Annotated in this window: 12 protein-coding genes; 7 read left to right on the plus strand and 5 right to left on the minus strand. The window is 61.6% G+C overall.

The genetic code is table 11. The features are described 5' to 3' along the window. Positions 1–65: 65 nt before the first annotated feature. The 4 genes from AAAK34_RS06800 to AAAK34_RS06815 are packed head-to-tail and all read right to left on the minus strand — an operon-like array spanning position 66 to position 3,935. Positions 66–1,418, minus strand: a complete 1,353-nt coding sequence (locus AAAK34_RS06800) for a UDP-glucose dehydrogenase family protein (RefSeq protein ID WP_231693473.1) — start codon at positions 1,416–1,418, stop codon at positions 66–68. After that, on the minus strand, positions 1,415–2,425 hold the full coding sequence (locus AAAK34_RS06805; RefSeq protein WP_231693472.1) for an NAD-dependent epimerase: 1,011 nt from the start codon (positions 2,423–2,425) through the stop codon (positions 1,415–1,417). Before AAAK34_RS06805 ends, AAAK34_RS06800 begins: the two co-directional genes overlap by 4 nt. Beyond that, entirely contained in the window at positions 2,422–3,597 is a 1,176-nt protein-coding gene (locus AAAK34_RS06810) for a glycosyltransferase family 39 protein (protein ID WP_431777871.1), read from the minus strand. Before AAAK34_RS06810 ends, AAAK34_RS06805 begins: the two co-directional genes overlap by 4 nt. Then, the gene (locus AAAK34_RS06815; protein WP_431777872.1) at positions 3,510–3,935 is read right to left on the minus strand and encodes a glycosyltransferase family 39 protein; all 426 of its coding nucleotides are present in this window, start codon (positions 3,933–3,935) and stop codon (positions 3,510–3,512) included. The genes AAAK34_RS06810 and AAAK34_RS06815 overlap by 88 nt, the downstream gene beginning before the upstream one ends. Before the next feature lie 71 nt (positions 3,936–4,006). Here AAAK34_RS06815 and AAAK34_RS06820 point away from each other — a divergent pair, with 71 nt between their 5' ends. After that, entirely contained in the window at positions 4,007–5,032 is a 1,026-nt protein-coding gene (locus tag AAAK34_RS06820) for a glycosyltransferase family 2 protein (protein WP_231693470.1), read from the plus strand. Then, positions 5,029–5,979 (plus strand): lysylphosphatidylglycerol synthase transmembrane domain-containing protein, encoded by a 951-nt coding sequence (locus AAAK34_RS06825; protein WP_231693469.1) that lies wholly within the window; start codon positions 5,029–5,031, stop codon positions 5,977–5,979. The genes AAAK34_RS06820 and AAAK34_RS06825 overlap by 4 nt, the downstream gene beginning before the upstream one ends. On the opposite strand, the gene hppD is transcribed toward AAAK34_RS06825, so the two are convergent. After that, positions 5,976–7,160, minus strand: coding sequence for a 4-hydroxyphenylpyruvate dioxygenase (gene hppD / locus AAAK34_RS06830; protein ID WP_431777873.1), 1,185 nt, complete (start codon positions 7,158–7,160; stop codon positions 5,976–5,978). The two genes, AAAK34_RS06825 and hppD, sit on opposite strands and share 4 nt — an antisense overlap. A 187-nt stretch (positions 7,161–7,347) precedes the next feature. Between hppD and AAAK34_RS06835 the strand changes: the two genes are divergently transcribed. The 5 genes from AAAK34_RS06835 (at position 7,348) to glyQ (ending at position 12,278) form a co-directional block, all read left to right on the plus strand. After that, entirely contained in the window at positions 7,348–7,827 is a 480-nt protein-coding gene (locus tag AAAK34_RS06835; RefSeq protein ID WP_231693467.1) for an Lrp/AsnC family transcriptional regulator, read from the plus strand. Positions 7,828–7,968: 141 nt separating this feature from the next. Further along, complete coding sequence (locus AAAK34_RS06840; protein WP_231693466.1) at positions 7,969–8,631, plus strand: GNAT family N-acetyltransferase; 663 nt, start codon at positions 7,969–7,971, stop codon at positions 8,629–8,631. Between the two features lie 112 nt (positions 8,632–8,743). Beyond that, the gene (locus AAAK34_RS06845) at positions 8,744–9,631 is read left to right on the plus strand and encodes a transporter associated domain-containing protein (protein WP_231693465.1); all 888 of its coding nucleotides are present in this window, start codon (positions 8,744–8,746) and stop codon (positions 9,629–9,631) included. Positions 9,632–9,648: 17 nt separating this feature from the next. After that, positions 9,649–11,244, plus strand: coding sequence for an apolipoprotein N-acyltransferase (lnt, locus tag AAAK34_RS06850; RefSeq protein ID WP_431777874.1), 1,596 nt, complete (start codon positions 9,649–9,651; stop codon positions 11,242–11,244). A 125-nt stretch (positions 11,245–11,369) separates the two neighbouring features. Further along, positions 11,370–12,278, plus strand: a complete 909-nt coding sequence (gene glyQ, locus AAAK34_RS06855; protein WP_231693463.1) for a glycine--tRNA ligase subunit alpha — start codon at positions 11,370–11,372, stop codon at positions 12,276–12,278. Positions 12,279–12,308 lie beyond the last annotated feature (30 nt).

A 12,308-nucleotide genomic window follows, 5' to 3' on the forward strand; every position in this document is an offset into this window, starting at 1 on the left:
CGATGCTTGAGCGAGCAAGGCTCAGCCCGCTTGGCAGGAAGGCTTTTTCAGCGCCGCCTTCAGCCTTAACTTTGGTTGCCCGATGCAGGCCCTTGGGCCGCGCGGCCGATCGAGGAGTAACCCAGCCCATGTCGGGCGACCAGGTCCGGGGCGTAGAGGTTGCGGCCGTCGAATACCATGCGGTCCTTGAGCAGGCGAGCCATCTGATCGAAGTCTGGCGCGCGGAAGATTTGCCATTCGGTGACGATGGCCAGGCAGTCTGCGCCTTCCAGCGCGGCCATGGGTGAGGCGGCCAGCGTCAAGTCGGCGCGCTCACCGTACACACGAAGAGCTTCCTGCATGGCCACCGGGTCGTGCGCCTGCACGCGTGCGCCGGCGTTCCAGAGCGCCTCCATCAGCGTGCGGCTGGGGGCTTCGCGCATGTCGTCGGTGTTCGGCTTGAACGCCAGTCCCCACAATGCAACCACCTTGCCTTTCAGGTTGCCGCCATAGAAGGCATGGATTCGATCGAACAGCACCTTCCGCTGCGCTTCATTGCGCCGCTCCACCGCCAGCATGACTTCAGGCGTGAAGCCCGCGCTGCGCGCTGTATGGATCAGCGCTTTGACGTCTTTCGGAAAACAACTGCCACCGTAGCCCAGGCCGGGGTAGATGAAGTGGTAGCCGATACGAGGGTCGCTGCCGATGCCCCTGCGCACGGCCTCCACGTCCGCTCCCAGGCGCTCGGCCAGGTTGGCGATTTCGTTCATGAAGCTGATCTTGGTGGCCAGCATGGCGTTGGCGGCGTATTTGGTCAGCTCGGCGCTGCGCACATCCATGACCACGATCTTGTCATGATTGCGGTTGAAGGGTGCGTACAGTTCGCGCAGGCGAGCTTCTGAATCCGGGTTTTGCGTGCCGATCACGATCCGGTCGGGTCGCTTGCAGTCAGCCACGGCCGCGCCTTCCTTCAGGAATTCGGGATTGGAGACGACGTCGAACGCAATATCCACACCACGCTCTTGCAACACCTCGCGCACCGCTTCTGCGACGCGGTCGGCGGTGCCCACAGGCACTGTGGATTTATTGACCAACGTGCGCGGGCCATCCATGTGTTGGGCAATGGTGCGTGCCACCGCCAGCACGTGCTTCAGATCGGCGCTGCCGTCTTCGTCGGGGGGCGTGCCTACGGCCAGGAAAATCACCTCCCCATGAGCCACGCCTTCTGTCGCGTCTGTGGTGAAGTGCAGCCGACCTGCGGCGTAGTTTTCTTGCACCAGAGGGGCCAGGCCGGGCTCGTGAATGGGAATTTCACCGGCTTGCAGACGGGCGATCTTGTCTGCGTCGATGTCGACGCAGGTAACGTCATGCCCCACGTCAGCCAGTACGGCCCCCTGAACCAGGCCGACATAGCCGGTGCCAAAAACGGTTACTTTCATGATGAGTAAAAATTCCGATACCAATTGATGAAACGCGCCACGCCCTCGCGCACCGGCGTTGCGGGCGCAAAGCCCACCCATTGGGCGAGGGCGGTGGTGTCTGCTGCCGTGCTGTGCATATCGCCCGGCTGCTCTGGCAGCATGCGCTGAACGGCTTTCATGCCCAGCGCGGATTCGAGAGCCGCAATGTAGTCCGTCAAAATCGTGGGCGTGCTGTTGCCAATGTTGAAGACCCTATGTGGCGCGGCACTCGTGGCGGGGTTGGGTGCCAGCGGATCGTAGCCCGGATCGGGGGTGGCGGGTCTGTCGAGAACACGTAACACCCCTTCAACGATATCGTCTACGTAAGTGTAATCGCGCAGCAGCTTGCCATGGCCGTAGACATCTATCGTCTCACCGGCGAGTATCGCCTTGGTGAACTTGAACAGAGCCATGTCGGGGCGCCCCCATGGCCCATAAACGGTAAAGAATCGCAGCCCTGTGGCCGGCATGCCGAACAAGTGGCTGTACGTGTGCGCCATCAGCTCGTTGGCTCGCTTGGTGGCGGCATATAGGCTGATCGGGTGGTCCACTGCGTCGCGCTCTGAGAACGGCAGTTTCGCATTGCCACCGTACACACTGGAGCTGCTTGCGTATACCAGGTGCTCGACAGGGTGCGCCCGGCAGCCTTCCAGTACGTTGACGAAGCCGGCCAGGTTCGAATCCACGTAGGCGTGAGGCGCCTGAATCGAGTAGCGCACGCCGGCCTGTGCGGCCAGGTGCAGAACGCGCCGCGGCCGAGTGCGCTCGAATAGCGCGACCATGCCCTCCCGGTCGGCGACGTCCATGCGTTCGAATTTGAAGCGGGGGTGCGCTGCCAGTTGGGCCAGGCGTGCTTCCTTCAGCGCCACGTCGTAATAGGCGTTCAGGTTGTCGATGCCGAACACCGTTTCCCCACGCGCAAGCAGTCGCTCGCACGCATGCATGCCTATGAAGCCGGCTGCGCCGGTGACCAGAATTTCGCTCATGGTTGCTCCTTGGCCGGATGCCAAGCAAACTGATAGTACGCCGGAGGCAGCTTGCCTAGCTGGATAAAGGGTAGTTTGACCCCTAGCACCGCCACGGACTCGACTCGGCTTTGCGCAAGGCTCCACCATTCCGGCTCCAGGCGGTCAGCACGCGACACCAGCAGCCAACCCTGGCCGGTTTTGCGCGCGCGCTCAGCCACGGCGGCGACGCAGGCGGGAACATCGTCACCCTCGCGCGCGGCGCAGGCTTGCGTGGACGCTGCAGGAAAGCGGGTGCGCAGAGAGCCGGCGAGCATGTGATCAGCGGCAATGATGGGGCTGCGCCCGTCGTACCCTGCTTCCTGCAGCCTGGCGGCCAGTTCGACCACTGGGTGGTTTAGCTCGTCGGCATCGCCGCGCATGAGGCCGAACCACAGTCTGCCGCCCGCAGCTGCCAGTAGCAGCACGGCAAACGCTGCCACGGCAGCGGTGTAGCGGCTGGCTCTCGGATGCCCCTGCAATTCGGGTCGAGCGGTAAAGGCCATCAGCGGCAGCGAGCACAGCAGCGGCAGGATCCAGCGTTCTCTGAAGTTACTGACATCACCCAACAGCACCATTCCCAGCAGCGTCAGCAGGATCAAGGCGAAATATCGCTTGAACACCAGCGTCAGCCACGGTGCGGCGGGTGCAAGGGGGCGCTGCCACCAGGCGGACCGGAATGCCCACAAAGCCGCCAGCACCCAAAGCAAAGCCACACCCAGTAGCACGGTCAGCAGGCTGAGCAGGCCCTTACCCATAGAGGCATCGGGCTGTATCTGCATTTTGTTCAGGGTTTCTGTCGTGGCTTCCTGCAAGTGGGTCGCCAGCCAGGTGGCATGTGGCAACAGGATCAGGGTGGCCACGAGCGGCGTCCACCACCAGCCGCGCGAGAGCAATGCGCGTCGTGCCTCGGGCACTGTCAAAGCGGCTAAAACCATCGTGCCGGCCACCATGGCAAAGCTGTACTTGGAGAGCATGCCCAGGGCGAACACCAGCCCCAGCAGTGCAAAATCCAGCGGTCGCGGCCGCTTTACCAGCCGGATCAGCAACCACCAGGAAGCGCAGGTCATCGCGGTGACCAGGACTGAATGCGTCTGGTCGCGCACCGAATACCATCCCAGGGGGGCAGTAGCAACATGCTGGCCGACGCCCACCAGGCGCCTCGCGGGCCGAGCAGCTCGCGCGCAGCGCCCCACATGAACACGTAGGTTAGTGCCAGTGCGGCATGCTTGAGCACCGACAGGGAAAGCACACTCGGCCCCAGCACTGCATTGGCGGCCCATTGAAGCCAGGTGTAGAGGGGAGGTTGGGATCCGTAACCCAGGGCGAGGTGCTGTGACCAGAGCATTTGCTCGGCCTCATCCCATTTGAGGGATGGGGAAATCGCCACGCGCACGACCACATGGGCTGCCGCAAGAAGCATCAGCCAGAGGAGCGGTTGGGCAATGAGAGTGCTGGCAGCTGGCGCCGTCCGCGGGTGAAATGTGTTCATGACAGGCAAAAAAGACAAGCGCGGATCGTACCGCGTGCTACGCCTCCTTCGGTGCAAGGCACAATTCACTCATGATTTATGACCTCGAAGCGGTGCCAGATGTTTCCATCGTGGTGCCGATCTACAACGAAGTTGACAACCTGCGCGAGCTGGCCGAGCGGATTTTCAAGGCCATGGCCAGCCAGACGCTGTCGTTTGAACTGCTGGCCGTGGATGACGGTTCCACCGACGGAAGTCCCGAATTGCTGCGCCAGCTGAGCGCGGAATACCCCTGGTTGCGCGCCATTTGCCTGGTGCGAAACTATGGGCAATCGAGTGCGCTGCAGGCCGGTTTTGACCGCGTGCGTGGCCGCTACGTGGTGACGCTGGATGCCGACCTGCAGAATGAACCGGCGGACATTCCGCTGCTGCTCGAGCGGCTGGAGGCGGATTCCACGGTCGACATGGTGAGCGGCTGGCGAAAGGACCGTCAGGATGCTGAGATCTCACGCAAACTGCCCTCGCGAATTGCCAACCGGCTGATCTCCCGCTCCACAGGCGTGCACCTGCACGATTACGGCTGCGCCCTGAAAGCCTATCGGCGGCCGATCATCGACCGCATCCGGCTGTATGGGGAATTGCATCGCTTCATTCCCTCGCTGGCACGGGAGGCTGGTGCACGCATCACCGAAGTGCCGGTCCGTCATCATGCGCGCACGCGCGGTGTTTCCAAGTACGGCATTGATCGCACGTTCCGCGTCATTCTCGACTTGATCCTGATAGTGTTTTTCATGCGCTACCGCCAGCGCCCCTTGCATGCCTTTGGTGGTGTGGGGCTATGGCTGGCTGCACCTGGAACAGCGATCCTGACCTGGCTGCTCGCCCTCAAGCTTACAGGCGAGGATATCGGCGGGCGGCCCCTGCTGCTGCTTGGCGTGATGCTGGTGCTGATGGGCATGCAGTTCATTGCGGCTGGTTTGATGGGGGAGTTGCTCATGCGCATCTATCACGAGGCAGGTGGCGCGCCGCAGTACCACGCAAAGGAATACAGCGGTGGCCAGGCGGAGCCGGTGGCAACGTCGCCAGCATCTTCGCCTGCACCCGTGCGCTCGGTGTGAAGCGGCCACGCAAAGCGCTGCTGCGCGGCCTGCTGGGGTTGGCCCTGCTGGGTATTGTGCTGGCGCTGGCAGATCCGGCGCGTGTAATGACCACATTTCGTCAGGCGAATCCGGGCTGGTTGCTCTTCGGGCTGGCGGCGGGCATCGCTTCCAACGCCATCTCGGCGTTGCGCTGGCGGGCGCTGGCGCGTTGGCTAGGCACTGAACTCAGCCCGCGCGATGCGCAGCGCTGGTATTTTCAGTCTATGGGGCTGAATGCGCTGCTGCCTGGGGCAGTGGTGGGCGGCGACGTCTACCGCGCTGTGATGCTGCGAAAAGCCGGCCAGAACGCTTTGGCATCCACCTGGTCGGTCATTCTGGACCGGGCCAGTGGCCTGTGGATGCTGTGCGTCATTGGAGGGTTTGGCGTGGTGCTTTGTGCGGGCGTTCTGGGGGCTGTGACGCACTTGGCGCCTGCCTGGCTGGCCGCGCTGGCGCTGGCAGCTACCTTGGCCTGGTTGGTGTTGCCCTGGCTACTGCCGCGGGTGCTGCGTCTCTTTCCGGGGCGACGCGGGGGCTGGTTTGATCCGCTCCGCGCCGTTGCCGATCGGCCGGATTTTGCAGCGCAGGTTGCGACACAGGCGCTGATGTCGGCGGTGGTCCAGATCTTGTCGGCCACGGCGCTGGCGGCAGGCGCGTTGGCCTTGGGCGTGCGTTTGTCACCCGCGGTCTGGGCTTTCGCGGTGGCGCCCATTTTCTTGATGGCAGCGCTGCCTGTCAGCGTTGGAGGCTGGGGTACCCGCGAGGCGGCAGCGGTGGCGTCCCTGGCGCCGTTTGGCGTCGCCCCGGCGGCTGCCGTGGGTGCCGCCATGATCTATGGCCTCTACGGGCTGCTGCAAGGCGCCCTGGGGGCGTTGGCATTTGGCTTGCCGTCGTCCCAGTCTTCCGAAAGCGCGCCTTTCCCCTAGCCGACGCCCTTTCCTGGCAAGGGCGGATGGCGCGAATGCTTAGATCGCAGACGAGGGGGCGCTGCCACCACACCCCGACGCATCTGATCCAGCTCCATGGTCTCGAACAGGGCCTTGAAGTTGCCCTCTCCGAAGCCTTCATTGCCTTTGCGCTGGATGAACTCGAAGAAGATCGGGCCCAGCTGGTTTTCACTGAATATTTGCAGCAGCAGCTCATCCGGCTGGCCGTCTACCAGGATGTTGCGCGCCTGCAATTCGCCGATTGGCTCCCGCAGACCCGGAATGCGCTTGGGCAGCAGTTCGTAGTAGGTTTCGCTGGTGTTAAGCAGTTTGATGCCCGCCATTTGCAGTGCATCGACCGTGTCGTATAGGTTCCGGGTGGCCAGGGCGATGTGTTGCACCCCCTCGCCCTGGTAGGTGTCAAGGTATTCCTGGATCTGGCCCTTGTTCTCGTTACCCTCTTCATTAATCGGTATGCGGATCTTGCCGCAAGGGCTGGTCATGGCCTTGCTCTTGACGCCGGTGGCCTGCCCCTCAATGTCAAAGTAGCGGACTTCGCGGAAGTTGAACAGGCGTTCGTAGAAGCTTGACCACTCCGCCATGCGGCCTTTGTGCACGTTATGCGTCAGGTGGTCGATCACGGTCATACCGTAGCCCTCTGGGCTGATGGCCGCTGAGCCCTTCACGCCGGGCAGGGGCTCGAAGTCGACGTCGTAGAAGCCGATATTACCGATATCGCCCTCGTTAGCCCCATTTTTGCCACGCCAGCGGTCGATCAAATAGATGATCGAGTCGCCGATGCCTTTGATAGCGGGAATGTTCAGCTCCCCCGGTCCTGCATGGCCTGCATAACCCCATGCACCCAGGCTTAGCGCGCGTTCGTAGGCCTTCTTGGCATCCTGCACGCGAAACGCGATCGCGCAGATGCTTGGGCCGTGCAGGCGGGCGAAGCGCTGAGCAAAGCTGTCAGGCTCTGCATTGATGATGAAGTTGATCTCACCCTGACGGTAGAGCAGTACGTTCTTGTGCCGGTGTCTGGCCACGGCCGTGAAGCCCATCCGCTCGAACAAGGCGCCCATTGCCTGGGGATCAGGGGCCGCGTATTCGATGAATTCGAAGCCATCGGTGCCCATAGGGTTGTCCCAAGTGTCGGGTGTCGCGGCTGCGGATGATTGGCTCATGGCGCTGTCTCCTGATTGATCGGTGTCAAAGCCCAATACTGTAGTTTGCGCAGGCTTCAGTATTCCTGCGTACCTGAGGGAGATTTCTGTTTTTAAAGATGAAATAGTGCGTTGATTTAGCGAATAGCGCTGAAATTGTGCGCATGTGTCAGAATTGAAGCTGGTTCCTCTCAGGAAACTCATTGGCATGAATGCTCCCTCCCTCGACAAACTGGACCGCTCCATCCTCTCCAGCCTTCAGGCCAACGGCCGCGAAACCTGCGAGGCCATCGGTGAGCGCATCGGTCTGTCGGCCTCGGCCGTCCTGCGGCGCATCAAACGAATGGAAGACACGGGGGTTATTGCGCGTTACGTCGCCCTGCTCAGGCCCGAGTCGCTGGGGCTGGGGCTGGTGGCTTACGTCAATGTGCGCCTGGAGAAACAGGCTGAGGGCGTCAAGCGCAACCCCATGGATGTGTTTCGGGCCAGCGTGCAGGGCTGGCCCGAGGTGGTGGAATGCGTGGCGCTGACCGGGGAAATGGACTATTTGCTGCGCCTGGTCGTGGCGGACATGGCGGCTTACTCCCGCTTCATGATGGATACGCTGTTGCGGCACCCTTCCGTGCAGGACTGCAAGACCAGCTTTGTCATGGACCGGGTCAAGACCACCACAGCGTACCCGGTTTGATCACGCGAATCGAGGAGCACTCTGGCAGCCGCCGCAGAGTTTCGTGAGAATTTTCCGGTAGAAGTGCACGTTATGTTGCATTGCAACAAAAAATGCGTGTTTGGAGTTTTGGTTCTAGATATAAACCCTAATATGGTGGTCATGGAAACCAAAAACCGCTCTCTGGCGGGTAACTCTCCCGCTCTCGTGCCGATTCGTGAAATTGGCCCTCGTTATCGCGAGCAATTCTTGCGCCACTTGCTCGCGCTGGATGAGCATGATCGCTACCTGCGCTTTGGCTACACCGCGACCGATCGGCAAATTGCCAAGTACGTCGAGGGGGTCGATTTCGAACGTGACCAAGTTTTCGGTATTTTCAACCGCAGGCTGGAGCTCATAGCTGTGGCTCATTTGGCTAACCCTGAAGATTTTCAGCGCTGCGGCTATTCGGAGTTTGGAGTTTCGGTGTCCAAGCATGCGCGCGGTCGTGGCTACGGCTCGCGCCTGTTTGAGCGGGCGGCCATACATGCGGTCAACGACGGCGTAAGAATGCTTTACGTTCATGCGTTGTCCGAAAATGCCCCCATGATCCGGATCGCGCGCAAAGCTGGCGCCACGGTGGAGCGAGAAGGCAGCGAAAGCGAGTGCTACTTGAAACTTCCAGTGGCAAGCCTGGAGACAAGGCTGAACGAGCTGGTTTCAGGGCAGTTCGGCCAAATCGATTACTGGCTCAAGTCCGAGTTTTCGCAAATGCGTGATCTGCTGGGCTTCATGCAGCAGGTGCGCTCGGGCGTGCAAGATGCGCGTCACAAGGCGGGCAGTTAAGCCTGAAAACGGACCATCGAGCTGCGCAATGACGCCCCAATCGACGGGGCGTTTTATTTTTCCGCTATGCTAAGGCGCTTCGAAACTACTGCACGTCCTGCACTCCCAGACCGTGGCTGACCCCCACCCCGAGCGAGCGTCTCGCTCTCACGCCGAGCGTGAAGATAAGCGCAGCCTGTTCCAGAAGCTGGTTGAATTTATCAACCCTGGCCCTGATTCCACAGACGAGTTGATCGAAACTCTGGCAGAGGCCGAGGACAACGAGGTGATCAACGCCGAGAGCCGGATCATGCTGGAAGGCGTTCTTCGTTTGGCCGACATGACCGCTGGCGACGCCATGGTGGCGGCTCCGCGCATGGATCTTCTGGATATTGATGCTCCTTACGAGGAGTTGCTGCGCGAAGTCATTACCACGGCGCATTCGCGCTTCCCCGTCTTCCAGGGAGAGCGCGAGAACGTAATTGGCATCCTGCTGGCCAAGGATTTGCTGAAGCTGCAGCGCGCGCCCGACCTGAATATTCGCACTTTATTGCGCCCAGTGGTGTTCGTGCCCGAGAGCAAAGGGCTGAACGACCTGCTCAGGACGTTCCGGATCAACCGCAACCACCTGGCCATTGTCGTCGACGAGTTTGGCCGAACGGCAGGGCTCATCACCATCGAGGACGTGCTGGAGCAGATCGTTGGCGAGATCGAAGACGAGTTTGACATCGATGCCGACGAGGGCGACATTTTTGCCCTGGCGGACAACACTTGGCGCGTGGCCGGAGATACGCCGCTGGAGCGCGTCAACGAATCCTTCAACGTGCAGTTGGGGACGCCCACCGACAGCGACCTGGATGTCGATTTCGACACCATCGGGGGCTTGATCGCGCACGAGATGGGCCATGTGCCCAAGCGTGGCGAGCGCCTGCAATTGGGTGGCCTTGATTTCTATGTGCTGCACACCAAAGGCGGGGCCGTACGCTGGTTCAAGGTGAGCCCGGCTGGCGCCTTTGAGTAAATCCTGAACCGGTCTGCATGCGACTTGTCCAAGGGCTAGGCCCATCCCTGATGGCTCTGGCGGCCGGCTTTGCGCAGGCGCTTTCCATGGCCGATCCGTGGACTGGGCGGCCGCACTGGTGGCTTCAGATTCTCAGTCTGGCCTTTTTGGCGTGGCCGCTGCTGCGACAGGCCGAGTCGCCTGCCGTTGGCGCTAGCTGGCGTGGTTTCCGGCTGGGCTGGGTTTTTGCGCTTGGTTGGCTGGCCGGCACCTTCTGGTGGCTGTTCATCTCCATGCACACCTACGGCGGATTGAACGCCATGCTGGCGGCGGCTGCGGTCCTCGGGTTGGCCGGGCTGCTGGCACTTTACTACGGGCTCGCCTGCGCCGCATTCATGGCGTTGCTGCCGCCTGGAAAGCGACCCGGGGGCATGCGCTCCGCGCTGTTGTTCGCTGCGTTATGGACCCTGGCTGAACTGGCTCGCGGCAACTGGTTCACAGGCTTTCCATGGGGCGCCGGCGGCTATGCGCACGTAGATGGGCCACTTGCTTTCCTGGCTCGCTACGCGGGCGTGTACGGTATCGGCTTCGTGGCGGCGGCATTGGCCGCGTTGCTTGTGCGGGCTCCGCAATTTGATTGGAGGGGCTGGCGTGTCTATGCCGGAGCAGCACTGCTGCTGGTCTTGGCTGGAGCGGGCTGGACGGCTCGGCACTGCGCCGTTAATCTGTGCGCAGACGCATCCGCCGAGGTGCGACCTGCAGTAATGAGCGTGGAGCTGCTGCAGGGAAACATTCCACAAGACGAGAAATTCGTAGCAGGCACCGGCGTGATCGATTCGCTGCGCTGGTACGGCGAACAATTGCGCGACGCCGAGGCCACCTTGGTGGTGGCGCCCGAAACCGCCCTGCCAGTGCTGCCCAGCCAGCTGCCCTCGGGTTACTGGGAGGCGCTGGAAGAGCGCTATGGCAGCGACACGCAGGCGGCATTGATGGGGGTTCCATTAGGCGACATGGAGGCCGGTTACACCAACTCGGTGGTCGGTTTCAAACCCGGCCAGCCTCAGCCGTACCGGTACGACAAGCACCATTTGGTGCCTTTTGGCGAATTCATTCCACCGTTCTTCAGGTGGTTCACGCAAATGATGAACATTCCGCTGGGCGACTTTGCGCGAGGCGCTGTCGGCCAGCCTTCGTTCGAGTGGCAAGGCCAGCGCTTGGCGCCCAACGTTTGCTATGAAGATTTGTTTGGTGAAGAGCTGGCAGCGCGCTTTGCCGTTCCGGCGGATGCGCCCACGGCATTTGTCAATGTGAGCAACATTGCCTGGTTTGGTGACAGCGTGGCAATTGACCAGCACTTGCAGATCAGCCGCATGCGCGCCCTGGAATTCGAGCGTCCCATGCTGCGGGCCACCAACACAGGAGCCACCGCTGTGATTGACCACCGGGCGCAAGTGACGCACGAGCTGCCGCGCCTGACGCGGGGTGCGTTGCAGGCAGAGTTCGAGGGGCGCACCCACCTGACGCCATTCGCGTGGTGGGCTTCGCGCCTGGGCCTGTGGCCTCTGTGGGGGCTATGCCTGGGGCTGGTGCTGGGGCAGCTTGTCGTACGATCCCGGTCTTCACGCAGGCAATAGCGGGAGAAGAGCGCCCTGCCGGGGCCCATTTTCTCCTTCGGCGATTCCCTATCCGTAGAATCAACACTTTGCGCGGCTATTCAAATGCCGCGATTTCCTCTTTTCTTGCCGCGCTTTCAGCCGCCATGCTCACCTTTCAGCAGATCATCCTCAAGCTCCAGCAATACTGGGACGCGCAAGGCTGCGCGCTCCTGCAGCCCTACGACATGGAGGTGGGCGCTGGTACCTCGCATACAGCCACGTTCCTGAGGGCCATTGGCCCCGAACCGTGGAAAGCTGCCTACGTGCAGCCCAGCCGCCGCCCCAAAGATGGCCGCTACGGCGAGAACCCCAACCGCATGCAGCACTACTACCAGTTTCAGGTGGTGCTTAAGCCCGCGCCCGCCAACATTCTGGAGCTGTATCTGGGTTCGCTCGAAGCGCTTGGCTTCGATCTCAAGAAGAACGATATCCGCTTCGTGGAAGACGACTGGGAAAACCCCACGCTCGGCGCCTGGGGTCTCGGCTGGGAAGTGTGGCTCAACGGCATGGAAGTCACGCAGTTCACCTATTTTCAGCAGGTGGGCGGTATCGACTGCCGGCCTGCCACGGGCGAAATCACCTACGGCCTGGAGCGCCTGGCCATGTACCTCCAGGGCGTCGACAACGTCTTCAACCTCGCCTGGACCGACAACCTCAGCTATGGCGATGTCTACCTGCAAAACGAGCAGGAGCAGTCGGCTTATAACTTTGAGCATTCGGATGCAGACTTTCTCTTCACTGCGTTCAACGCACACGAGAAGCAAGCCAAGCACCTCATGGAGCAGCAACTGGCTCTACCAGCCTACGAGCAGGTGCTGAAGGCAGCGCATACCTTCAACCTGCTGGATGCGCGCGGCGCCATTTCAGTGACCGAGCGCGCCGCCTATATCGGCCGCATTCGCAACCTGGCGCGTGCGGTGGCACAAAGTTACTACGAATCCCGCGAACGCCTGAACTTCCCGTTGGCTCCGCGTGAGTGGGTTGCACAAATGGCACCCCGAAAAGCCGCTTGAGCGTGAAACAGGCTGACTCGAATTGACTCC

The sequence above is a fragment of the Ottowia caeni genome (genome assembly GCF_050821495.1).
Lineage (GTDB): Bacteria > Pseudomonadota > Gammaproteobacteria > Burkholderiales > Burkholderiaceae_C > Ottowia > Ottowia caeni.

Coding starts and splice junctions, on each gene's coding strand:
- AAAK34_RS06800 (WP_231693473.1), bottom strand. CDS start 1,418: ATGAAAGTAACCGTTTTTGGCACCGGCTATGTCGGCCTGGTTCAGGGG.
- AAAK34_RS06805 (WP_231693472.1), bottom strand. CDS start 2,425: ATGAGCGAAATTCTGGTCACCGGCGCAGCCGGCTTCATAGGCATGCAT.
- AAAK34_RS06815 (WP_431777872.1), bottom strand. CDS start 3,935: ATGAACACATTTCACCCGCGGACGGCGCCAGCTGCCAGCACTCTCATT.
- AAAK34_RS06820 (WP_231693470.1), top strand. CDS start 4,007: ATGATTTATGACCTCGAAGCGGTGCCAGATGTTTCCATCGTGGTGCCG.
- hppD (WP_431777873.1), bottom strand. CDS start 7,160: ATGAGCCAATCATCCGCAGCCGCGACACCCGACACTTGGGACAACCCT.
- AAAK34_RS06835 (WP_231693467.1), top strand. CDS start 7,348: ATGAATGCTCCCTCCCTCGACAAACTGGACCGCTCCATCCTCTCCAGC.
- AAAK34_RS06840 (WP_231693466.1), top strand. CDS start 7,969: ATGGAAACCAAAAACCGCTCTCTGGCGGGTAACTCTCCCGCTCTCGTG.
- lnt (WP_431777874.1), top strand. CDS start 9,649: ATGCGACTTGTCCAAGGGCTAGGCCCATCCCTGATGGCTCTGGCGGCC.
- glyQ (WP_231693463.1), top strand. CDS start 11,370: ATGCTCACCTTTCAGCAGATCATCCTCAAGCTCCAGCAATACTGGGAC.